This window comes from Kitasatospora sp. GP82 (genome assembly GCF_029892105.1).
In the GTDB taxonomy this organism is placed as follows: Bacteria; Actinomycetota; Actinomycetes; order Streptomycetales; family Streptomycetaceae; genus Kitasatospora.
Genome location: NZ_JARZAJ010000015.1, coordinates 21,522 through 44,360 on the forward strand (window position 1 = coordinate 21,522; position 22,839 = coordinate 44,360).

The 22,839-nt window shown below is 73.1% G+C and carries 17 protein-coding genes, 3 tRNA genes and 3 pseudogenes; 16 read left to right on the forward strand and 7 right to left on the reverse strand.

The window, feature by feature from the left end; genetic code table 11:
* Positions 1–783 precede the first annotated feature (783 nt).
* The 5 genes and pseudogenes from P3T39_RS17430 to P3T39_RS17450 form a co-directional block, all read left to right on the forward strand.
* A pseudogene (locus tag P3T39_RS17430) lies at positions 784–1,770 on the forward strand (helix-turn-helix domain-containing protein); the annotation flags it as partial.
* 833 nt (positions 1,771–2,603) lie between these two features.
* Positions 2,604–3,206, forward strand: a complete 603-nt coding sequence (gene orn, locus P3T39_RS17435) for an oligoribonuclease (RefSeq protein ID WP_280698593.1) — start codon at positions 2,604–2,606, stop codon at positions 3,204–3,206.
* A 169-nt stretch (positions 3,207–3,375) separates the two neighbouring features.
* A tRNA-His gene (locus tag P3T39_RS17440) sits at positions 3,376–3,451 on the forward strand.
* Between the two features lie 151 nt (positions 3,452–3,602).
* Positions 3,603–4,049, forward strand: a complete 447-nt coding sequence (locus P3T39_RS17445) for a DUF4442 domain-containing protein (protein WP_280698594.1) — start codon at positions 3,603–3,605, stop codon at positions 4,047–4,049.
* A gap of 407 nt (positions 4,050–4,456) precedes the next feature.
* Positions 4,457–5,272, forward strand: a complete 816-nt coding sequence (locus tag P3T39_RS17450) for a hypothetical protein (RefSeq protein WP_280698595.1) — start codon at positions 4,457–4,459, stop codon at positions 5,270–5,272.
* Positions 5,273–5,287: 15 nt separating this feature from the next.
* Here P3T39_RS17450 and P3T39_RS17455 read toward each other — a convergent pair whose 3' ends face one another.
* Both P3T39_RS17455 and P3T39_RS17460 read right to left on the reverse strand, forming a co-directional pair.
* Complete coding sequence (locus P3T39_RS17455) at positions 5,288–6,223, reverse strand: fused MFS/spermidine synthase (protein ID WP_280698596.1); 936 nt, start codon at positions 6,221–6,223, stop codon at positions 5,288–5,290.
* Positions 6,224–6,355: 132 nt separating this feature from the next.
* Positions 6,356–6,877, reverse strand: a complete 522-nt coding sequence (locus P3T39_RS17460; RefSeq protein WP_280698597.1) for a hypothetical protein — start codon at positions 6,875–6,877, stop codon at positions 6,356–6,358.
* Between the two features lie 443 nt (positions 6,878–7,320).
* On the opposite strand from P3T39_RS17460, the gene P3T39_RS17465 reads away from it, so the two are divergent.
* The gene (locus P3T39_RS17465; protein ID WP_280698599.1) at positions 7,321–8,892 is read left to right on the forward strand and encodes a tetratricopeptide repeat protein; all 1,572 of its coding nucleotides are present in this window, start codon (positions 7,321–7,323) and stop codon (positions 8,890–8,892) included.
* 86 nt (positions 8,893–8,978) lie between these two features.
* On the opposite strand, the gene P3T39_RS17470 is transcribed toward P3T39_RS17465, so the two are convergent.
* Positions 8,979–9,632 (reverse strand): histidine phosphatase family protein, encoded by a 654-nt coding sequence (locus P3T39_RS17470; RefSeq protein WP_280698601.1) that lies wholly within the window; start codon positions 9,630–9,632, stop codon positions 8,979–8,981.
* Between the two features lie 278 nt (positions 9,633–9,910).
* On the opposite strand from P3T39_RS17470, the gene P3T39_RS17475 reads away from it, so the two are divergent.
* The 7 genes from P3T39_RS17475 to P3T39_RS17505 all read left to right on the forward strand — a co-directional run bounded on the left by P3T39_RS17475 (position 9,911) and on the right by P3T39_RS17505 (position 15,928).
* On the forward strand, positions 9,911–11,131 hold the full coding sequence (locus P3T39_RS17475; RefSeq protein WP_280698910.1) for a hypothetical protein: 1,221 nt from the start codon (positions 9,911–9,913) through the stop codon (positions 11,129–11,131).
* The gene (locus P3T39_RS17480; protein ID WP_280698603.1) at positions 11,128–11,265 is read left to right on the forward strand and encodes a hypothetical protein; all 138 of its coding nucleotides are present in this window, start codon (positions 11,128–11,130) and stop codon (positions 11,263–11,265) included. The genes P3T39_RS17475 and P3T39_RS17480 overlap by 4 nt, the downstream gene beginning before the upstream one ends.
* The gene (locus P3T39_RS17485) at positions 11,262–12,905 is read left to right on the forward strand and encodes a hypothetical protein (protein WP_280698605.1); all 1,644 of its coding nucleotides are present in this window, start codon (positions 11,262–11,264) and stop codon (positions 12,903–12,905) included. The genes P3T39_RS17480 and P3T39_RS17485 overlap by 4 nt, the downstream gene beginning before the upstream one ends.
* An 8-nt stretch (positions 12,906–12,913) precedes the next feature.
* Positions 12,914–14,299 carry an AAA domain-containing protein gene (locus P3T39_RS17490; RefSeq protein ID WP_280698912.1) on the forward strand — a complete coding sequence of 462 codons (1,386 nt, stop codon included), beginning with the start codon at positions 12,914–12,916 and terminating at the stop codon, positions 14,297–14,299.
* Between the two features lie 299 nt (positions 14,300–14,598).
* Positions 14,599–15,018 (forward strand): hypothetical protein, encoded by a 420-nt coding sequence (locus P3T39_RS17495; protein WP_280698607.1) that lies wholly within the window; start codon positions 14,599–14,601, stop codon positions 15,016–15,018.
* 156 nt (positions 15,019–15,174) lie between these two features.
* Complete coding sequence (locus tag P3T39_RS17500; protein WP_280698609.1) at positions 15,175–15,786, forward strand: bifunctional DNA primase/polymerase; 612 nt, start codon at positions 15,175–15,177, stop codon at positions 15,784–15,786.
* 68 nt (positions 15,787–15,854) lie between these two features.
* A tRNA-Lys gene (locus P3T39_RS17505) sits at positions 15,855–15,928 on the forward strand.
* 105 nt (positions 15,929–16,033) lie between these two features.
* Here the strand turns inward: P3T39_RS17505 and pgi are convergent.
* Complete coding sequence (gene pgi, locus P3T39_RS17510; RefSeq protein WP_280698613.1) at positions 16,034–17,695, reverse strand: glucose-6-phosphate isomerase; 1,662 nt, start codon at positions 17,693–17,695, stop codon at positions 16,034–16,036.
* A gap of 300 nt (positions 17,696–17,995) precedes the next feature.
* Positions 17,996–18,283, reverse strand: a pseudogene (locus tag P3T39_RS17515) (cation:proton antiporter); the annotation flags it as partial.
* A 48-nt stretch (positions 18,284–18,331) separates the two neighbouring features.
* Between P3T39_RS17515 and P3T39_RS17520 the strand changes: the two are divergent.
* From P3T39_RS17520 to P3T39_RS17530, 3 genes and pseudogenes are all read left to right on the forward strand, one after another.
* Positions 18,332–18,415, forward strand: a pseudogene (locus P3T39_RS17520) (hypothetical protein); the annotation flags it as partial.
* Between the two features lie 88 nt (positions 18,416–18,503).
* Positions 18,504–18,577, forward strand: a tRNA-Lys gene (locus tag P3T39_RS17525).
* A 315-nt stretch (positions 18,578–18,892) separates the two neighbouring features.
* The gene (locus P3T39_RS17530) at positions 18,893–22,141 is read left to right on the forward strand and encodes a S41 family peptidase (protein WP_280698615.1); all 3,249 of its coding nucleotides are present in this window, start codon (positions 18,893–18,895) and stop codon (positions 22,139–22,141) included.
* A gap of 93 nt (positions 22,142–22,234) precedes the next feature.
* Here P3T39_RS17530 and P3T39_RS17535 read toward each other — a convergent pair whose 3' ends face one another.
* The gene (locus P3T39_RS17535; RefSeq protein ID WP_280698618.1) at positions 22,235–22,441 is read right to left on the reverse strand and encodes a hypothetical protein; all 207 of its coding nucleotides are present in this window, start codon (positions 22,439–22,441) and stop codon (positions 22,235–22,237) included.
* 117 nt (positions 22,442–22,558) lie between these two features.
* Positions 22,559–22,741, reverse strand: a complete 183-nt coding sequence (locus P3T39_RS17540; RefSeq protein WP_280698620.1) for a hypothetical protein — start codon at positions 22,739–22,741, stop codon at positions 22,559–22,561.
* Positions 22,742–22,839: the final 98 nt, after the last annotated feature.

Below are 22,839 nucleotides of genomic sequence, written 5' to 3' on the forward strand. Positions count from 1 at the left end.
ACCGCTCGGAGCCGGGCGGCCCACCCCGATCCCCTCGGACGGGTCGTGCGACAACAAGCCACCGTTCCCCCTGCCCCCTTCCCAGAGGGGTCGCGGGATGCCACGCTTCGTGATCGAATGCATCACGCCAAATTGCCATGTCGACATAGCGTCGGATGGTGAACTTGTCACAACGGCAACGGTCCACCCAGTAGATTCGATCTTGGCGAACAGTGCGGCACCACCACACCACACCACCGAGGGGGCTGGAGCGCCTTGAGCAGGGTGAGCAGGAGCGACGTGGGTCCTGACGGCGGCCAGTCGCCGATCGGCCGCACGGGCCGGGCCGCCAGAAGCGGCGTGCCCGCACAGCCGCCGATGCCGGCCCCGGCGGCCAGACTGCCCCGTGTGCCGCAGGCAGGCCCGCACAGCTCCCACGCGCACGCTACCCATTCTGCCAACGCCCCCCAGCCCGCGAAGCCGTACTACGGCGCGCAGGGCCCGCTCGCGTCCCGCCCGGGTGCCGCGTCGACTGCCAACCTTCCGGCAGGACAGGCAGGTTACCCGGCGTCGGCGTCCTCGTACGCAACCACAGGGCCGGCCACCGAGATGGTGTCGACTGACAGCCGGTCATTCGTGGCGGTCACCCCCGGCGCCGGTCAGCTCTCCGCCCAGCACGGATCGGCAGTCGCCGCAACGGCCTCAGCCGGCACTGCGGCAGCCACGGTCGGCGCTGCTGCGGCTGCCACGGCAGCGGCCGCAGCAGCCGGGTCCACGGGTTCCTCGGCGCCCGTACTGGCCGCCATGCCAAGGAAACTGTCGGGCCGTCGGCGGCGCGAGACGGTCGCCGTACTGATCTTCGGTGGCGCTCCGATCTTCGAGAGCTCGATCCCGCTCTCGGTCTTCGGCGTCGACCGCCAGGACGCCGGTGTCCCCCGATACCGCCTGCTGGTCTGTGCGGGCGAGGAAGGCCCGCTCGCCACCACCGGCGGGCTGACCCTCACCGCCCCGTACGGTCTGGAGGCGCTCTCCCGCGCCGGGACGATCGTCGTACCGGCCTGGCGCTCGATCTCACAGCCGCCCCCGGTCGAGGCGATCGCCGCCCTGCGCAAGGCGCACCACGAGGGGGCTCGGATCATCGGGCTCTGCACGGGCGCTTTCGTGCTCGCGGCGGCGGGGCTGCTGGACGGCCGTCCGGCCACCACCCACTGGATGTACGCACCGACGCTGGCCAAGCGCTACCCGCGCGTCCACGTCGATCCGCGCGAACTCTTCGTCGACGACGGCGATGTGCTCACCTCCGCCGGTACGGCCGCCGGAATCGACCTCTGTCTCCATGTCGTCCGTACCGACCACGGAGCGGAGGCGGCCAACGCGCTGGCCCGTCGGCTGGTGGTGCCGAGCCGGCGCAGTGGCGGCGGTCAGGCCCAGTACATCGACCAGTCATTACCTGAGGAGATCGGCAACGACCCGCTCGCCGAGGTCGTGACCTGGGCGCTGGAGAACCTCAACCAGCAGTTCGACGTCGAGGTGCTCGCCGCCCGCGCCTATATGAGCCGTCGGACCTTCGACCGCCGCTTCCGTACGCTCACCGGCAGTGCGCCGCTGCAGTGGCTGATCACACAGCGGGTGCTCCAGGCCCAGCGGCTGCTGGAGACCTCGGAGCTGTCCGTGGACGATGTCGCGCGCCGCTGCGGCTTCCGCTCGCCGGTTGCTCTGCGGGGCCACTTCCGCCGCCAGTTGGGGGTCTCTCCGGCTGCGTACCGGACGAGCTACCGAGCCCGGCGGCCGGTTCCGGCGGCCACCGTCCCACCGCAGGGACATCCCGGTCAGGGGCACCCGGCGGACCGGCTGGCCGGCATGGCAGGCGCCGCCGCATTGCTCGGCACGGGCAGCGCGCTCGGCACGGCTCCCGGGCCGACGGGCACGCCAGGTCTCGGCGGGATTCCGGGGTCCCTTGGCGCTCCCGGGTCGGGCGCAGGAGCCGCGGGGGCCGGGTTCGGCGGTCCGACCGCTGCCGGTCCGGCCGGGCCTTCGGCGGTCGGCTCGGCGACAGGAGTACCGTCCGTGCACCAGTCACCGAACGCCCAGGCGTCCGGTTCGGCCGCATCCGCCACGGCCCCGCCACCCGGCAGGGGCCGGCTCCGTCCGATCATCCCGCCGCAGCCCGGGGCCGGCGCCGTCAGGCCGTCCAGGCCGGGCGAACGCCCGCTGGACCGGCCGGTGGACCGACCTGCGGAACGCACCGTTGAGCATGCGGTCGCGGAGGACGAGGTGCACGGGCGGCCCGCCGCCCGTGGGCTCGGCCAGGGCCACCGCGCCGACGGCACCGCACTCCCGGACGCCCACGCGACCGGTGCCCACCCGTCCGGTGCTCATCCGGCCGCTTCGCGGGCGACCACCTCGCGGACGACCGGCGGGCACACGGCCGCTCCTCACACCGCCGGTGGCCCGACGCAGGCCGACCGTCAGGGGGAGCGTCACGGGGATCCCGGCAAGGACCACGGTGCCGACCGGGTGGACGACACCGGCGGCGGGAGCACCGAGGCCGGCAGCGCGGCACGCCCGCCCGGGGCGGACCGTCAGCTGTCCGCCTCACGTGATCGCGCCGTAGGGTGAGGTGCGTGAATGACCGTTTGGTATGGATCGACTGTGAAATGACGGGGCTCGACCTCGACCGGGACGCACTGGTCGAGGTCGCCGCCCTGGTGACCGACTCCGAGCTGAACATCCTCGGCGACGGAGTGGACGTCATCATCCGCCCGCCCGCCGAGGCGCTCGCCAACATGCCCGAGATCGTGCGCACCATGCACACCTCCTCGGGGCTGCTGGACGAGCTGGAGCACGGCATGACGCTCGCCGAGGCCGAGGAGCGCGTCCTCGCGTACATCCGCGAGCACGTGCCGGAGGCCGGCAAGACCCCCCTGTGCGGAAACTCGGTCGCTACCGACCGGGGCTTCCTGGCTCGGGACATGCCCGCCCTCGAAGGCCACCTGCACTACCGGATCGTGGACGTCTCCTCGATCAAGGAGCTGGCCCGCCGCTGGTACCCGCGCGCCTACTACAACAGCCCGCAGAAGGGCGGCAGCCACCGGGCTCTCGCGGACATCCGCGAGAGCATCGCCGAACTCCGCTACTACCGCGAGGCCGTGTTCGTCGAACAGCCCGGGCCGGACACCGACGCCGCCCGCGCGATCGCCGCGAAGTACCAGCTGCCGACCACCTGACCCACACTCTGCCGCAGCCCGGGTCAGGGCCGGGACGGAGCCAGGTCGGAGCCGGGTCACGACCTGATCCGGAGCCGGACCGGAACCCTGGCGCGAGCACCCTCTCGGATCCTGTAGAGTTCTCTGTGTCGGAGCGGGAACGCGAAAGCGGGAAAGTGCCGGACAGATGGTGGGTGTAGCTCAGTTGGTAGAGCACCTGGTTGTGGTCCAGGTGGCCGCGGGTTCGAGTCCCGTCACTCACCCCAACAGCCTTGAGGGGCAGATCTCCTGGAGATCTGCCCCTCAAGGCTTTTCTGCGTTCCGGTCCTTGGCGCCCGCACCCTCTCCCACCTCGCGGTCCGGAAAGATTTCCGGCGCCCCTCCCCGAAGAAGCTACCCGCTAGTAACATCATCGCCATGACCACACCTTCGATCGGCCAGCTGCTCGACTCCACCGTCCCGATGGCCCGCACCCTCAAGCTCCAGTACCTGGAGACCACCCCCGAGCGGGCGGTCCTGCAGCTGCCGGACCAGCCGGAGTTCCACAACCACGTCGGCGGACCGCACGCCGGCGCGATGTTCACCCTGGCCGAGTCGGCGAGCGGCTGCATCGTGCTCGCGGCCTTCAGCGACCAGCTCTCGCGGGCCGTACCGCTCGCCGTGAACGCCGAGATCGCGTACAAGAAGCTGGCCATGGGCGTGGTCACCGCCACCGCCACGATCGGCCGCCCGATCGCCGACATCGTCGCCGAGCTGGACAAGGGCGAGCGCCCGGAGTTCCCGGTCACCGTCGAGATCACCCGGGCCGACGGCGCGGTGACCGGTGTGATGACCATCACCTGGACCCTGCGCCCCAACTCCTGACCCCAGGGGCTCCGCAGGGACCACGACGCCGGACCGTCGTACGGCGGGACCGCGCACGCGGACACACGCCTGCCCCGGGCTCAGTCGGCCCGGGCCAGGCTCCCCGCCCACGGACCGGCCGCACGGGCTCCATCGGCCCGCTGCACAGCCTCGGCAGCGCAGCCTTCCGAGGCATCTGAGCGGGAAGTACGCCGCCCTGGCGAAGCACCGTCAGATCGGCCGAAAACCGTGCCCGCAGGCGGCGGACACCTCCGACCGCGCGCGGCGCACCGGCAGATCGGCGCCTCGCAACGCACAAGCGCGTCCAGCCCGTCGGGCCACTGCCGGCACGCCACCGAGAGTTGCGGCGATGACGGAAAGTCACCGACTGCGTGACCTCATGCCCCGGGGACTCGTTCTCCCTTCACGTGCGAGCCAATCATGCGATCCCGGCGCAGCCGACAGCCGCCACAGTCCGGCCCGATGACCCCGGCCGCAGCGCGCGGCAGACCGGCGGACGGCTGCCCCGCCCCCGCGCCCTTGCCGTCGGCGGCGCCGTGCTCGCCCAAGTGTGGAGCCTGGGCCTGGGGGTGAGCAGCGCGTACGCGACGACGGCCGAGCCCGGCGCCGACCTGGTGAGCCGAACCGACACCCCCGCCCTGCTGGACACGCTGACCGGTACCGCCGCGCCGGTCCTGAAGCACTCGGCCGGGCCGGTCGAGCAGGTGCTCCAGGACCGGATCAGGGCAGGAGGGCTGCCGCTGCCGGGGCAGGCGACCACGGTGCCCGATGCCTTCGCGATCGCCGCCGTCCTGCTCCCCGGTGTCCCGCCGCAGGCGCGCGGGGACGGCGCTCCGCGCGCCTCACGTTCGGGCCCGGTCGGCGGCGAGGCGCGTTCCACCGCCGAGCCGGGCACGCCGGCCCGGTACGCCACCGACGCCGACCCGGCCTCCACCCCGACGCCCGACGCCCCCGGCGGCAACGCCACGAGCTCGGGTGCGGGTCCGGGGTCCGCCGCGAGCATCGGCAGGCCCGGCCGTGAGATGCACCCGGTGGCCGTACAGGTCCTGGATCCGACGCAGCCGCTGGCCGGGGACGGGACCGAGGACGGGCTCGCCCTCACCGCCGCCATCCCCGTGGAAGGGGACGGCGACCTCACCGCCGTACTGGTGCCGATCGCGGGCGGGATGCTGCTCACCGGCGCCGCGATGTACAAGCACCGCGGCCTGCCGCGCGGGCACTAGGACAGGCCGCCGGGGTCAGCGGAAGACGCCGGGCGGCGGGGCGGGGGACGGGGCGGCCGTGGCGTCGGTGGCCGGTGCGGCGCCGGCGGTGAAGTCGGCGAGCGACCGGCCGTGCTCGACCCGGCCGAGGTAGGAGTCGGAGGCCACTCGGCGGCCCAACTCGTCCAGCGGGAGCGGTTGCTGAGCCGCCGCGAGGATCAGGTTCCCGAAGCGCTTGCCGCGCAGTACCGCCGGATCGGCCACCAGGCAGACCTCCGGGAAGACCGCGCGGAGCGTCGCGACCTGGGAGCGGGCGAAGAGCAGGGCCGAACCGTCCGCGATGTTCACGGCGTACCGGCCGCCGGGTGCCAGTGCCCGTGCCGCCAGGGTGGCGAACTCGACGGTCGCGCAGTGGGCGGGCACCCGGGCTCCGGCGAAGACATCGGCGATGACCAGGTCCACGACGCCCTCGGGGGTGCGCTCCAGCACCGCGCGGGCATCGGCGCCACGGACCTTGATCTGCCAGCCGCGCTCCAACGGGAGTTCCGCGCGGACGAGTTCGGTCAGTGCGGCGTCGATCTCGGCGACCTGCTGGCGGGAACGGGGGCGGGTGGCGGCGACGTAGCGTGCCAGGGTGAGGGCGCCTCCGCCGAGGTGCAGCACGGTGACGGGCTTGCCGGGGGCGGCTGCCAGGTCGATCAGGTGGCCGAGCCTGCGCTGGTACTCGAAGCCCAGGTAGGTCGGGTCGGCGAGGTCCACCAGGGACTGCGGCGCACCGTCCACCAGCAGCGTCCAGCCCCGGGGGCGGTCGCGGTCGGGGACGAGTTCGGCCAGCCCGGAGTCGACCCGGCGGGCGAGCGGGCCCTGTGCGTGCGTACGCGCGCCGCTGGAGGGTCCGCCGGGTGCGGCGAGGGTCGGCTCGGTCTCGGTACGAGCCCTGCCGGCCCTGTTGCTGCGTCCCATGGCGACCATTATCGGCGACCGTCATCTCCGGGGCGACGGGCGGAACCGCAGCTCAACGCGGTCGGACAGCCTCGACAACCTCGGACGGCCCGCGATCGGACGGCCCCGGCAAGGTCGGGACGGCCCCGCGATCGGACGGCCTCAGAAAGGCCCGAGGCCGCCTGCGGTCAACGTGCAGGCGGCCTCGCAGAGTGCCGAGCGCAGTACCCACGCATCCGTGGGCCGGGCCACGCAGTCGGGCCCGGAGGGTGGCATCACCCAGCGCGGGTCGGTGGGTGGGTACAGCACGGCTCCCGGCGTACAACTGCTGCCCGGCAGGTGCCAGAGCTCGGACGTCCCGGCCGGCACGAGGAAGGAGATCGCGGAGCCGCCTGCGGCCTGGAGCACGACTCCGCAGGCTCGGCGGAGCCGCAGGATGTCGACCGTCTCCAACCCGTGCCGCATCGGGACGGTGACGGTGTCGTAACCGACCGGCTTGGGGGGCGGAGCGATCGCTCCGCCCCCTCCCGCGAACGACGAGAGCCCGCCCTCGACGCCTCGGGCACCTCCGCCTCTCCGGGCACCCTCGGCGCCGCGCGGACCGTCCGGCACCAGGGCGGGCACGAGGCCCTGGGCAACTCCGCCGGCGGCCGTCCGTCGGTACTGCGGCACTCCGATGGCCATGGCGGCCCTCCCGTCACCTCGTCAGGTCGGAAGCCGGGCCTCGCGGTCAAGTGGGGGGTACAGACCGGGGCTTCCAAGTATCAGGACAACGCGAAGAGTGCACCCAAGGCCACGGGGCCGCCTACAGCAAGCCATGGCATTTCATGGCAGAACTCGGCAATGCCGCCCGAATTATGGGGAATTGAGGGCAGATCATCCAGCAACTCACCGTATTCGCCACATAACTCCCGGTACTGTCATGGGCGCCCCGTTCGACACACGACGCCCAGAGGCAGTTCACCACACCAGACGCCCCCACCCGCACCCGACCACACCCGCCTGGCCGCACCCACCGGACTGCATCCACCGGACGACACCCACCCGACCAGCATCCACCCGACAGCCACAACCACAGCAGCCGCAACCCACAGCGAGATCCCCAGCACAAGCTCGGAGCGCAGATCATGGCAGCCAAGCGACCCGGCGAACCGCAGTCCACGCCGACTGCCGCCGTCACCCCCCATGCCGCCTCCCCCAACACCGTGATGCGGGGCCTGCGGGGCGACCGCTCCCCCGGGGAGTTCGCCACCGCGATCCGGCGGGCCGCCCGCGAGATCGGCGAGCACGTGTCCTGCGACGCCCGCTACGTGGGGCGGGTCGAGTCCGGTGAGATCCGCTGCCCCAACTACGCGTACGAGCGGGTCTTCCGGCACATGTGGCCCGACCGCTCACTGCAGGATCTCGGTTTCACCCCTCGCACGGCGGTCCGTCGCCGCACCGCCGGGAGGAGCGCGCCGCAACCGCCCGCCCCCGGGCAGGGCGGTCTGTTCCTGCTCACCGATTCGCACCATCCCGACGAGGAGAACGACGACGTGCGTCGCCGTACGTTCCTGAGCGGCGGCTCGACCGCCCTTGCGGTGGCGCTCGGCCTTGACCGGCCGGCCCACGCCGCAACCCCGGCGCCCGCGGCCCCGCTCACCACCCGACCAGCCTCCACCCAGCCGGAGTCGGTCCTCTCCGGGCTCGCCAGGCCCGAGCCCGCGCAGCCCGGGACCGCATACGCGGAGCCGGCCCAACCCGGCTCGCCCCAGCCCGGGTCGGCCCGGCAGGTGACCCAACTCCCGCTGCCGCGCAAGGTGGGGGCCGCCGAGGTGCAGGGGGTCGAGCAGGCCGTCCGGAACATCCGGCTGCTGGACGACGCCCACGGCGCGGACACCCTCTTCGAGCTGGCCGGCCAGTCACTGCGCAACGCGTACGTCCTGCTGAACGACGGCGAGTACAGCACCGCGACGGAACGCCGACTCCAGTCCGGGGCAGGCGAGTTGGCGATCTCGGTCGGCTGGCTGGCACACGACTCCAACCGGCTGACCGACGCCCGGTCGTTCTACTCCGAGGCACTCGCCACCGCCCGGATGGCCGACGATGCGGCGCTGGAGACCCATGTGTTCTGCAACAGCGCCTTCCTCGCCAGGGACGCCGGCCGGCCGCGCGAGGCGCTGCGCGCCGCGCAGGCGGGTCAGGCGGCGGCCCGGCGGCTGGACTCGGACCGGCTGCTCTCCCTGCTCGCCATGCGCGAGGCCGGGGGCTGGGCGCTGCTCAACGACCGGGCGGCCTGCGAGCGCGCGCTGAGCCGCGCGTACACGCTGTTCGACCGGGGCGAGTCGGAAGCCGACCCGGAGTGGATGTCCTTCTTCGGCGAGGCCGAGATCGCAGGTCTGGAGGCGCAGTGCTGGTCGGCTCTGGGCGAGTGGGACCGGGCCAGCGAGCGGGCCTGCCGGGCCATAGCTCTCCAGGACCCGCACTTCGTCCGCAACCGCGTGCTGTACACCGCCGAGCTGGCCCACGACCGCCTCGGCCAAGGGGACCTCGCGGGGGCGGCGCGGCACGGTTCGGCGGCCGTGGCCCTGCTCGGCGAGGTCCGCTCCGCGCGGATCCGGGGGATGCTCGCCGACACCGCCGAGCACCTGAGCGCGCACCGGTCGGTCGCGGAGGTCGCCGAGTTCCTCGGCGCGTACCGGAACACGGTCGCGGCCTGACCGCGCGGGACACAGCCGGAGGCCGCCCGAGACCCTGACGGCGGGTCGGGTCCACGGGCGGCCTCCGGCGGAGCGGTCCGGGTTCGTCAGTGGGCCTGGAGCTCCTGGAGGTGGCTGGTGTCGTTCCAGATCTCCACCGCGGGCAGCCCGTACTCCCAGGAGAGCACCGAGAGCGCCGCCGTCCCCAGCTTGAAGCGCTGGGCGGACTCGGGCGGCAGACCAAGCCAACGGGCCGTCAGGATGCGCAGCAGGTGGCCGTGCGCGAAGAGCACCACGTCGCGGTCGGCGCAGTGCATGGTGGTGGTGTCGGGGTGCGGCGTACCGTGCTCGTCGTTGAGTCCGGCGAGGAAGGTGTCGATGCGGGCGGCGACGTCGGAGAGCTTCTCGCCGCCGGGCACGCCGTCCCGCCAGATCAGCCAGCCGGGGTGGTCGGTGGCCCGGATGTCGACCCCGGTGCGGCCCTCGTACTGGCCGTAGTCCCATTCCATCAGCTCCGGGCGGTCCACCGCGCGGTCGCCGAACCCGGCGAGCTCACAGGTCTCCCTGGCCCGGGAGAGCGGGCTGGTGTAGACGACGGCGTCCGGCAGTCCGTTCCACGGGGCCTTCGCCAGGCGGGCCCCGAGAGCGCGGGCCATCGCCCGGCCCTCCTCGGTGAGCGGGATGTCGGTACGGCCGGTGTGCCGACCGGTGGCCGACCACTCGGTCTCGCCGTGCCGGACGAGCACGATTCGGGCGGGCATGGGGAACTCCTCGCAGCTGGGGTGGCGGATAGCCATGGTGGGGTGCGGCCGGGCTCACCGTCGAGTCGCCGAGCACCATGATCCCCCACCCTTCGGCCGCCTCGCGGTACCGGCCCACCCTCCAGCCGCACAAGCCCGCGCGGAGCCCGGTCGGCACCCCGGAAGCCGGCCATGCCGAGCTCTTCAGGGGCCGGGAGAACCCCCGCCGGACAGGGCCCGCCCGGGCCGAGGCGTTCCGCCCCGGATTGTCGGCCCCGGATGCGACACTGGGCCGCACCATGAACGTCTCGACCATCGGGCAGGCAGAGCCGCTGGCGCAGCGGCTCTCCGAGCTGCGCGGCCGGGCGCCGCAGCGCAGCCTCGACGCCCGCGCCCTGGCCGCGCTCGCCGCCAACCCGGGCTGCCGCCGCCGCGCCGTACTGGACTCCGCCGGGGTGGACAAGGCCGCCGTCGCCGGGCGGCTGGGCCATGCCGCGCCGTTCGGCCAGTCTCCGTTCGCCATAGCCCGGGGCATTGTCTTCGAGGCCCGGCTCAAGGACGACGGGTACGCCGCCCTGCTGGAGCCGCTCCGCCGCCACCTGGGGCTGCCGCCCGAGGCGACTGCGCTGACGGTGCCCGATCTGCTGGTCCGTTCCACGCCCGCGGTCCGGGCCGAGCGCACCCGCGAGGCGCTGGCCGAGGCCGCGTCCGCACCGGCAGCCTGGACACTGCTCGACCACCCGATGCTGCGGCTCACCGTGGCCGGGAGTCCGGCCTACCTGGAGCCGGATGCCGTGGTGGTGCACGGTGGCCGCTGCAGCGTCGTGGAGATCAAGTCGTTCCCCGTCCTCGACGGCTCCGCCGATCCGGCGAAGGTCGGCGCCGCAGCCCGGCAGGCGGCGGTGTACGTGCTGGCGCTCCAGGAGGCGGCGGCCGCGACGGCCGGGCGGGCGGTCGCCGACTCGCCGTACGCGAAGCAGGAGCTGCCCGGCAGCCCGGAGTTGAGCGTGCTGCTGGTCTGCCCGAAGGATTTCAGCAACCGGCCGACGGCCGTCACCGTGGACATCCGCCGTGAGCTGGCCACGACGCGCCGCCAGCTCACCCGGCTGACCCGGATCGAGGAGTTGCTGGCCGCCCTGCCGCCGGGCACCACCTTCGACCTGGCGCCGGACGAGGCCGGCAGCCCGACCCGCCCCACCGAGGAGCTGGCCGGCGCCGTGGCGGCACTGCCCGCCGCCTACAGCCCGGACTGCCTCTCCAGCTGCGAACTCGGCTTCCACTGCCGGGCCCAGGCCCGCTGCGCGGACTCGGTCGAGCAACTCGGCCGGGGCGTACGCGGCGAGCTCGGCAGCCTGCGTACCGTCACCGAGGCGCTGGCGGCAGCGGCACACGGCGGCGGATCCGCCGAACGGAGCGAGCAGACCGAGGAGACCGAACAGACGGAGGAGGACGAGGCCGCCGCCCGTCTGGCGCACGCTGCCGCGCTGCGCGCCGAGGCTCTGGCAGGGACCGCCGGATGACCGCGCGCCGCACTCGACCGCCCGGTCCGGCCACCGCCGCCCCCGGCACCCGCCGCACTCGCAGCTCCGTCGGCTTCACCAACCTCACCAGCCTCACCGACTCCGCCAACTCCGCCAGGGGGTCCGCCCGATGAGTCTGCTGAGCACGCTGGCCCGGCTGGAGGCCGTCCGCAGCGGGCGGGCGGAGCCGCTGGCGACGGTGCGGCACCGTCATCTCTCCGAGCGGCCGATGGTGCTGGTCCCGCTCGCCACAGCCGGCGAGTCGGGGGCGCCGCTCGCCGTGCTGCTCGGCACCGACCGGCAGGCACCGCGTCTGCACATCGTGCCGCAGCCGCTCAACCGCACTCAGCGCTTCGACTTTCTGGCCCGGCTCGCCGCGGATCTGCTCCCCTACCTGGAGTCCTTCGGCGGTGAGGTGGAGCAGATCGAGGGTTCGGAAAAGGATCCGCAGACGGGCGAGAAGACTCAGGTCTTCCGTGAACTCTGCACCGATGCGCCCCAGTTGATCGTCCCCAACAGCGCCTGCGTCCAGCACCTGGCACTGCTCGGCCGGTCCACCCGGTTCCGGCGCACCGTGGAGGACGCCGACCCGGGCCCGTACCCGGCGCCGACTCAGGTGCCGCTGCTGGGGCGATGGCTGACGCATCTCACCGAGCGGGCCCAGGTGCCCGGCTCCAGTCTGCTGCTGCCGATGACGGCCCTGCTGGCCCGCCACTGGGCGACCGGGCAGAGCCACCTGGAGGACCAGCACCTCGCCGCCCAGCTGGCCTGGCACTTCCCCCGCCCCGGCCTGACCGCCGCCCGGACGGCACTGCTGGCGGAGACCGAACGGGATGTCCACAACCAGCTCACCCACCCGCCGGGCGGTCCGGTCACCGACCCGCGTTTCGACGAGCTGGTGCTCGCTCCGGCGATCACCCGCCACGACACCGCCCTGGCCGCCCTCCGGGAGGACCCCGAGCACACCGGGCGCCCCGCCGGCACCGTTCAGGACGCAGGCACCGTTCAGCACGTCGACGCCGCGCAGGCCGAGCAGGCCCGCCTCCGCGTCAAGGAGGCGTCCGAGCACCTGCACTCCGTTCTGGAGCAGGTGCTGCTCCCCACCTGGCACGACGTCTGGCGCGGCCTCGACCTGCTGTACGCGCTGCCGCCGGCCGCTCACCTCGCCGAGCGCTGGGAGTCCGACCGCTGGTCCTACACCGGCCATCGGGACCGGCTGGCCGCCGGGGAGCCTCCGCAGCCGAAGCAGGACGATGCCGTCACCGCCGCCCGCAAGCTGGCCCAGCGCGAGCGCGAGCAGAGCAGGCTGGACGTCCAGGAGGCGCTGGACGATCCGCTGGCGATGGCCGAGTGCCGCCTGGCGGGCGAGGCGTTCGCGGGCACGGTCACCGAGGTGACGCCGGACTACGACACCTCGGGTCGCTCGCCCAAGCCCCGTCCGCTGGTCACCGTCCGCACCACCGACCGCCCGCACGCCGATCCGGGCCGCGAAGTGCACCGGGCCAACTGGCAGTCCGCGCAGAAGGCCGTGGTCGTCGGGTCCGATCCGGCCGAGGGCACCGTCACCGTCCGGGTGCTGTCCGGGATGGGCCGGAAGAAGGAGCCCGAGCCGGGCAGTCTGCCGGAGCCCGGCGACCGGATCACCTTCACCCTCTTCGAGCTGGCGCCACGTCAGTCCGCGCCGCTGCCCGATCCGGACGACACCCCCTGGACACACGGTGGCCCGCCGGGCGCCGCCGACCGTTCGCCCATCGCCGCCGAAGACTGGGAATGACCAGCACCATGACCTCCGACCCGCACACCTTCGGCCCGAAGTCCGCCGCCGCTGCCGCCTCCCCGGGTGCGGCAGCCGATGCCGCCGTGGCCAGGATCCTGGAGGCCACCGTCCGCCCGGCCCCGGGTGGGCCGCGCGGTGTGGTGGTGGATTCGCCGCCCGGCGCCGGCAAGTCGACGCTGGTGGTGAAGGCCGCCAAGGAGCTGGTCGGCGCGGGCGAGCGGCTGATGATCGTCGCGCAGACGAACAGTCAGGTGGACGACCTGGTCGGCAGGTTGGCCGAGAAGGGTCCGGAGCTGAGCATCGGCCGGCTGCATGCGAGCGACTCGCGCCCGTCGGCCGAGGTGCTGCGGCACGGCAATGTGACCCCGTCCGACAAGGTCGGCGATCTGCTGGAGCACGACGTGGTGGTCTCCACGGCGGCCAAGTGGCAGTGGGTGAAGGCCGAGGCGCCGTGGCGGCACGCGATCGTCGACGAGGCGTACCAGATGCGTTCGGACGCGCTGCTCGCGGTGGCGCGGCTGTTCGAGCGGGCGCTGTTCGTCGGCGATCCCGGCCAGCTCGACCCGTTCACGGTGGTCGGTACGGACCAGTGGGCGGGGCTCTCGTACGACCCGTCCAGCAGCGCGGTGGTCACGCTCCTCGCACACAACCCGGAGATCCAGCCGCACCGGTTGCCGGTCTCCTGGCGGCTGCCCGCCACGGCCGCACCTCTCATCTCCTCGGCGTTCTACCCGTACGCGCCGTTCCGCTCCGGCACCGGCCCCGAGGACCGGCGGCTGACTGCGGGTGTCCCTGCGGACGGTTCGGCGCTGGACGCGGCGATCGACGAGGCGTCCGAGCACGGCTGGGCGCTGCTGGAGCTGCCCGCCCGGCACACCGTACGGACGGATCCGCAGGCCGTCGCCGCCGTGGCGGGCACCGTCCGACGCCTGCTGGAGCGCGGCCTCACCGCCCACTCCGAGCAGAGCGGCAGACCCCTCACCGCCGACCGGATCGCCGTCGGCACGGCGCACCGGGACCAGGCCGCCGCCGTCCGCGCGGCGCTGACCGGCCTCGGCGTGCCGGTGGACTCCGCCGCCGGGCCCGCCGTCACGGTGGACACCGCCAACCGCCTACAGGGCCGGGAGTACGACGTCACCGTCGTCCTCCATCCGCTCTCCGGCCGCCCGGACGCGACGGCCTTCCACCTGGAGACCGGTCGGCTCTGCGTCCTCGCCTCCCGACACCGGCACGCCTGCATCGTGGTGGCCCGGGCCGGGATCGCCGATCTGCTGGACGAGCATCCGGCCACCGAGCCGGTGCAACTCGGCGTCACCGTCAAGTTCCCGGACGGCTGGGAGGCCAACCACTGCGTGCTGCAGCACCTGGAGGAGCACCGGATCCGGCTGTGAGCTCCTGCGCTCCCCCGCGTCCTGACGACCGGTCAATGTGCCGCGTCTGCCCCGCCCCGCCGCAGGCGCCCCGCTCCGGACACCCCGCCGCAGCGCACCGCCCCCGTCCGGACACGCACCGTAGCGACCAGGGAGGCGTCGCCACCCGGGCGCGCGGACCGGGAATAGCGCCCTGCTCTCACACCGTTCCGCTACGGGCCGCCGCCGAGCGACAATGGACGGCGGCCGATACCGGTTGCCCATACCGGCCACCCGTGCCCCGAGGCAGCGCCCACCCACCACCCCGGAGGTGTCCCCCCATGCCCGATCGCCACTCACCGGTCTCCGGCCAGAGCGGCCAGCGTATCCAGAGCGGCCCCAGCGAGCCGGCCGTACCGGGTCCGGGCACCCCCGTCCGCCGACTGCGTCCGGCCCAGCTGCTCTTCGAGCCGCAGGCGGGCGAGCCCGAGCCGGAGCGCTTCTTCGATCTGGAGTCCATTGATGATCCGGCCGAACTGCTGCGCCGCTCGACCGAGTTGACGCTGGCCTTCCGAGCCGCCGCCGAACGTGCCACCGACTTCCAGGCGATAGCGGCGGCGCAGCTCGCCGACACCCGCCGCTTCGACGCGCTCTCCCCCGCCGAGATCGCCGAGCGGGTCGAGTGGACGCCGGACTATGCCGCCAGAATGGTCGACTACGGCCGCACCCTGCTGCGGCAGCAGGCCGTCGGCGAGCACTGAGGCGGGTACCGAGGCGGGCGTCGGGAGGCGCCGGACCTGCGGGTTCACTCGCCACTGGCATATGCGGGCGGTAAGGGTACGCCCCCGCACCCCGTGCTGTCCGGCAAACGCGGCTTTCCTTCCGCCGGGCACGGGCCGGGCGTCACCCTGCTGCACGTGGACATCTGGACCTATCAATCCGTGGAGTACGTCACGGTCGCCGGCGAGGTGTGGCTGGCCTCCGCGAGCGAGTACCCGCGCAGCATGCGAGCCCTGTGGGAGTCACGGCCGTGGGCTCCGTCGGTCCTGCCCTGTGGCCGGGTCTTCGACGTGATCAGCATGCCCTCGGTGTTCGGCCGCAGGGTCCTGGACGAGCTGTGGACCTCCGGCCCGGGCTGCGGTCCTGTCGCCCTGTTCCGGGGCCGGACCCTGCTCTTCGTCCAGCCGGGGGCCGCGCCCCGGCTGCGGACCCTGCTCGCCTGGGAGGAGTGGGCGCGCGAGGTGCCACCGCTGCTCTGCCACGGGGCGGGCGACGCGGTGACCGTCCCGCCGGTGCAGCGGATGGTGGACGCGCCGGACTCCCCCGGCCAGGGCGCGGGCCGCTGGATCGTCGCGCCGGACACCCGCGAGCCCTGGCTGCCGGGCGCCGCCACGGTGCTCTGGGCCTGCGTCCGCGCCTCCCGGAGCCCGGCCGCCCAGGCGGGCGGCGCGACGCCCGCACCGCGTGGGCCGTGGCCTTCCGGGCTCGTGGATCCCGAGGACGAGCCCGGGCCGCTCCCCTCGGCCTGAGCCCCGGCAGGGCGGTATTCGATTTTGGTTCCGCCCGAGGGCACTGCTAAAGTCTTCTCTGTCAGCAGGCGCCGCTAGCTCAGTTGGTTAGAGCAGCTGACTCTTAATCAGCGGGTCCGGGGTTCGAGTCCCTGGCGGCGCACAGACAGCCGAAGGGCCTCTCGCAGCAGCGAGAGGCCCTTCGGCGTATCCGGGTACGGAAGCACGGTCGAGGGGCCACCCCCGGCAGGAGTGGCCCCGACGATCGTCAGCGACCGCGCAGCGAACGGTAGCGCTCCACGAGCGCGGCCGTGGAGCTGTCCAGCTGCTCCAGGCCCTCGCCGGTCAGCAGCGTCGGCTCGATCCGCCTGGCGAGCACCTTGCCGAGCTCGACGCCCCACTGGTCGAAGGAGTCGATGTTCCAGACCGCCCCCTGGACGAAGACCTTGTGCTCGTACAGGGCGACCAGCTGACCGAGCACCGACGGGGTGAGCTCGGTGGCCAGGATGGTGCTGGTCGGGTGGTTGCCCTTGAAGGTCTTGTGGGGGACCAGCTCCGCCGGGACGCCCTCCGCCGCGACCTCCTCGGGGGTCTTGCCGAAGGCGAGCGCCTGGGTCTGGGCGAAGAAGTTGGCCATCAGGAGGTCGTGCTGTGCGACCAGGCCGGGCAGCAGGTCGGCGACCGGCTTGGCGAATCCGATGAAGTCGGCCGGGATGACCTTGGTGCCCTGGTGCAGCAGCTGGTAGTAGGCGTGCTGGCCGTTGGTGCCGGGGGTGCCCCAGACCACGGGGCCGGTCTGCCAGTTCACCGGGTTGCCCTGGCGGTCCACCGACTTGCCGTTGGACTCCATGTCCAGCTGCTGGAGGTAGGCGGTGAACTTGGAGAGGTAGTGCGAGTACGGCAGCACCGCGTGCGACTGGGCGTCGAAGAACGCGCCGTACCAGACACCGAGCAGCCCGAGCAGCAGCGGGACGTTCTGCTCCGGCGGCGCGGTGCGGAAGTGCTCGTCGACCAGGTGGAAGCCGTCCAGCATCTGCCGGAAGTTCTCCGGGCCGATCGCGATCATCAGCGAGAGGCCGATCGCCGAGTCGTAGGAGTAGCGGCCGCCGACCCAGTCCCAGAACTCGAACATGTTCTGCACGTCGATGCCGAAGTCGGCGACGCCCCGGGCGTTGGTTGACAGCGCCACGAAGTGCTTGGCGACCGCGTCGAGTCCGCTGCGCAGCTCGGTCTGCAGCCAGTTCCGCGCCGAGATCGCGTTGGTGATGGTCTCGATCGTGGTGAAGGTCTTGGAGGCGACGATGAACAGCGTCTCGGCGGCGTCCAGGTCGCGCAGCGCCTCGTGCAGGTCGGCGCCGTCCACGTTGGAGACGAAGCGGACCCGGAGGTCGCGCTGGGTGTAGGAGCGCAGGACCTCGTAGGCCATCGCCGGACCGAGGTCGGAACCGCCGATGCCGATGTTGACGATGTTCCTGATCCGCTTGCCGGTGTGGCCCGTCCACTTGCCCGAGCGGACCTGCTCGGCGAAGGCGGCCATCTTGTCCAGCACGGCGTGCACCTTGGGGACGACGTTCTCGCCGTCCACCTCGATCACCGCGTCGCGCGGGGCGCGCAGGGCGGTGTGCAGGACGGCCCGGTCCTCGGTGATGTTGATCTTCTCGCCGCGGAACATGGCGTCGCGCAGTTCGGCGACACCGGTAGCCTCGGCCAGCTCGCGCAGCAGACGCAGGGTGTCGTCGTTGACCAGGTGCTTGGCGTAGTCCACCCGGAGGTCGCCGACCTCGACGGTGTAGCGGTTGCCGCGCTCGGGGTCCGCGGCGAACAGCTCGCGCAGATGCTGCTGCCCGATCTCCTCCCGGTGCTTGGCCAGTGCCGTCCACTGCGGCAGCCGGTCCAGCGGGGTACGGCCGCCGACAGGGTTCTCCGTCATTGGTTGCTCCTTGACTCATCCGGATTCTCAGATACCGGCAGGGCCCAGCGGGGAGGGTTGCGCGAGGGTCCGGCGGTAGCGGGTGCTGTGTGCGCCGACTCCGTTGACGGCCTGCCCCGGCAAAGCCTACGCGTCCCGGCTACGCGTTCTGGCGCAGCGTCACTTGCGCCTCGATCGCAGGTCGAGACCCCGCATCACCTGGTCGGCGATCTCCGGATCGGCCCCGAGTTCCCCACGGGCCCTCAGCACCTCACGGCGGGAGGCGGCGATCATCTCCTGCTCGACCTCGGCGGCCGCGCGCAGGTTGAGCGCGACCTGCTGGGTGGGGTCTTCCAGCATCCCGGCCAGCCTGGCGTTGAGCCAGCCCAGCGCGATGCCGATGACCACGGCGAGGACGGCGGAGAGAACGAAGCGCAGCGCCGCGTGGGCGGGCGAGAAGTCGCCGCTGACGACCGCCTCGATGGCCAGTGAGTAGACCACGATCGCGGTGACGTCGTTGAACAGGCCCTCGTTCTCCAGTACCGCGACCAGCCGTCTGGGCAGGCCGATGCTGCCCGCGACCGCGACTGCGGCGACCGGGTCCGGCGGTGGGAGGCGGGTTCACTCCGCCCGGAGGTTTCCGCGACCTTCCCGCTCGACCGGGCCGCCGACGCCCACCGCCTGGTCGAGGCCGGGCGCGTCCGGGGCAAGGCCGTGATCACCCCGTGGTCCGCCGACTGACACCGGGCGCCGCCCCCGGGCGCCGGACCACCTCGGAGCCGATTGGAGATTTCGGCCGCTGACCAGGTAATGTTCTCTTCGTCAGCAGGCGCCGCTAGCTCAGTTGGTTAGAGCAGCTGACTCTTAATCAGCGGGTCCGGGGTTCGAGTCCCTGGCGGCGCACAGACAGCCTCAGGGCCTCTCCACTCCGGTGGGGAGGCCCTGAGGCGTTCGCGGGGTCAGCCGGCGTCCGAGCGAGGCTGTTCGGGGAGTTCGCATGTGGGGATGCTCCTGCCTCGATACATGGGGGTGTCCGGTGCGCCGGATGGGGTCGGCGGGGAGCGCGCAGCGTCCCATTTGGACTAGACCACTGAAGCGAATCGCCGCACCGGGTGTCAATGGCCCGGCAGTCGCCGCCTTCTGGCGCGCCGTCCGGCTGACGAGACGTGAGGAGCAACCCGGGTTGCGGCCCACCACCGGCCGCCGAAGCATGGAGTGGTGACCTCGCCCGGCTATCTGAGATACCCGCACCTGCGCGGGGGCCTGCTCACCTGCACCGCCGAGGACGACGTCTGGGCCGCCCCGCTCGCCGGGGACGGCACGGTCGGCCGGGCCTGGCGGGTCAGCTGCGACCGGACCAGGGTCAGCCACCCCCGGATCTCCCCCGACGGCGCGGTCATCGCCTGGACCAGCTGGCAGTCCCTCACCCCCGAGGTCTGGACCGCTCCCACCGAAGGCGGCGAGGCGGCCCGGCTGACGTACTGGGGCAGCCAGGACACCCGGGTGCGCGGCTGGCTGCCGGACGGCGAGATCCTCGCGGTGACCTCGTACCACGAGCCGTTCTCCCACTACACCTGGGCGCACGCGCTGCCCCAGGACGGCTCGCCGGGCCGCCGGATGCCGTGGGGCCCGGTCAACGACGCCCAGGTCGGCAGCGAGCACACGGTGCTGCTGACGGCCGCCGCCCCGCACGAACCCGCCGCCTGGAAGCGCTACCGGGGCGGCGCCACCGGCCGCCTCTGGCTGGACCGCACCCAGCTGCTCCCCGGCCACCCCGGGCACCTCGCCTCCCCCATGCCGGTCGGCGACCGGATCGCCTTCCTCTCGGACCACGAGGGCGTCGGCAATCTCTACTCCTGCCGCCCCGACGGCACCGACCTGCGCCGCCACACCGACCACGCCACCTACTACGCACGTGAGGCCGCCAGCGACGGCACCCGCATCGTCTACCAGCACGCCGGCGACCTCTGGCTGCTGGACGACCTGGACGCCCCGCACCCGCGCCGGCTCCAGGTCCCGCTCGGCGGCTCGCGGGCCGGGCGCCGCCCGTACCAGGTCACGGCCGCCACCCAGGTCAAGGACCTGCTCTGCGACGCCACCGGCCGGGCGGGCGTGATCACCGTGCGCGGCAGCCAGTACTGGCTCAGCCACCGGGACGGCCCCGCCCGGGTACTCGCCGACACGCCCGGCGTGCGGACCAGGCTGCCGGTGCTGCTCGGCCACACCGGCCAGACCGCCTGGGTCACCGACGCCGAGGGCGCCGACGCGATCGAGCTGGCCGCGCTGCCCTCACGCGCCGACGCGGCCAAGGGCCCGGACGGCAGCCAGGGCGCCGACCCCGAGGGCGCTCCGCCCCGCAGGATCGCCGCCGGCCGGATCGGCCGGGTACTGGAGCTGGCCGCCACCCCCGACGGCCACACCCTGGCGGTGGCCGCCTCGGACGGACGGCTGCTGCTGGTCACCACCGTCGACGGCACCGTCCGGGAGGTGGCCGCCTCCCCGTACGGGCCGGTGACCAGCCCGTCCTTCTCGCCGGACTCGCGCTGGCTGACCTGGTCCCAGCCGACGGCGGGGCGTTCGCTGCGCAGTATCAAGCTGGCCAGGGTGGATGCGCCGGATCATGTGATCGACGTGACCGGCGGCCGCTTCGAGGACGAGCACCCGGTGTTCACCAGGGACGGCCGCTTCCTGGTCTTCCTCTCCTGGCGCGGCTTCGACCCGGTGCACGACGTGCACACCGGGGACCTGTCCTTCCCGCTCGGCTGCCGCCCCTACCTGGTGCCGCTGGCGGCCGACACCCCGTCGCCGTTCGCCTCCCCCGTCGACGGGCGGCCCCCGGTGGGCCTGGACCCGGAGGTGGCACAGGGCGACGGCACGGTGCGGGTGGACGCACCCGGACTGTCCACCCGGCTGACGGCCTTCCCGGTGATCGCCTCCAAGTACTCGGCCACGGCGGCGGTGCGCGGCGGCGTCGTCTGGCTGCGCTGGCCGATCTCCGGGGCCCTCGGCCAGACCTTCGTCAACCCGGCCGACATCTCCGGCCGCCCGGCACTCGAGTACTTCGACCTGGCGCACGGCACCCGCAGCACGGTGGTGGACAAGCTGGACGGCTTCTCGGTCTCCGGCGACGGAAGCGCGATCTCGGTCTACTCGGCGGGCTCTCTTCAGCTCTACCAAGTCGGTTCCCCCGCCATGCCGTTGAACATCGACCTGCGCCGGATCACGCACACCGTGCATCCCGCCGAGGAGTGGCGCCAGTCGTACCACGAGGCGGCCAGGATCGTCCGGGACCAGTTCTGGGACCCGGCGATGTGCGGCCTCGACTGGCCCGCACTGGTCGAACAGTACGAGCCGCTGCTCCAACGCATCGCCTCCCCCGACGACTTCGCCGATCTGCTGCGCGAACTCCTCGGTGAGCTGGGCACCTCGCACGCGTACGTCACACCCGCCCGGCGGGGCGAGGGCCCGGCGCCCGTCCAGCAGCCGCTCGGCCTGCTCGGTGCCAACGTCCACCGGGCGCCCGACGGGCGGTGGCTGGTCGACCGCATCCTCCCCGGGGAATCCTCCGACCCCCGGGCGCGTGCCCCGCTCGCCGGTTACGGCCTGCGGGACGGCGACGAGTTCGTCGCCGTCGCCGGACGCCCGCCCGACCCGGCGCGCGGCCCGGCCCCGCTGCTGGCCGGCACCGGCGGATCCACCATCGAACTCACCCTCCGCTGCGGACCGCACGGCCGCCTGCGGCGGATCGCGGTGACCCCGCTGTCCGACGAACGGCCGATCCGCTACCAGGACTGGGTGATCAAACGGCGGCACCTGGTCCGGGAGTTCAGCGACGGCCACTGCGGCTATCTGCACATCCCGGACCTCGGCGGCTCGGGATGGGCCCAGTTCAACCGCGACCTGCGACGCGAACTCGACCGGCCCGCCGTGGTGTTGGACGTCCGGGGCAACGCCGGCGGGAACGTCTCCGAGCTGGTGCTGGAGAAACTCGGCCGCCGGGTGCTGGCCTGGGACTTCAGCCGGGGCCGGGAGCCAGTCCGCTGGCCCAGGGATGCGGTGCGCGGCCCCGTGGTGGCGCTGGCCGACCACGCCACCAGCTCGGACGGCGACATCATCATCGCCGCGATCAAACAGCTCGGCATCGGCCCCGTGGTCGGCAGCCGCACCTGGGGCGGGGTGGTCGGGATGACCGGGCGGCACTCCCTCGGCGACGGGACACAGATCTCGGTACCGAAGAACGCCTCCTGGTTCACCGGTGGCATCGGCTTCTCGGTGGAGAACCACGGGGTGGACCCGGACATCGAGGTGCTGCGCTCCCCCCACGACTGGGCCAGGAGCCACCACACCGAGCTGCTCACGGCCGTCCGCCTGGCGATGGACCTGCTGGAGGACACCCCGGCCGCCGTACCGCCGCCGCCCGATGTCCCCCGGCCCGACCTGCGCCGCCCACCGCTGCCACCGCGCTGACTCAGCGCGCGGACCCGAGGGCGCACAGAGCTGCACGGCCAACCCTGGACGGAGGTACCAGGGTTGCTCGCACAGCCCCCGCGCCCTGAACGGTCAGTCCCAGGGATCGCCCTCGGCGGTCATGTCCGCAGCCCGCCTGGCGTCCTGCTCGGCGAGGTCGGCCTCGTGCTGGGCCTGCTGGCGGGCCTTCTCGGCCTCGTCGCCGAAGGCGTCGGCCGCCTCGTCGTGGGCGATGGCCGCGCGCTGTGCCGGGTCCTCGTGCGGATGGGGCTTTCCGCGGAGCCTGTTCAAGATGCCCATGTCTCCTCCTCTGGTCCGATCGGACGATGGGCTGCCCTCACTGTCACACTACGCCGCCCCGCATGCCACCGGGGTGGCCCTGCACGGGGGCCGCCCCGGTGGTGCAGCGCGCTCGGGTCACCAGTCGTCACGGTCTTCGCTCTGCTGCCCCTGCTCAAGGGTCTCGTCGGTGGTGTCCTTCGCCTTCTCGGCCTTCTGCGAGATTGCGTCCGACGCCTGTTCCGGCTTGTCGCCGAGAGCGGCCTTCGCCTGCTGCTTCAGCTCCTGCGCCTTGTCGTGGAACCTGTCCTTGAGGCCCATGTCTCCTCCTCGGGATGCGATGGACGATGGGCTGCGACCACTGTGGCACCGGCTGTCGGGCAGCGCATGTCGGGGGCGAACGCCGAGGTCAGCGACGT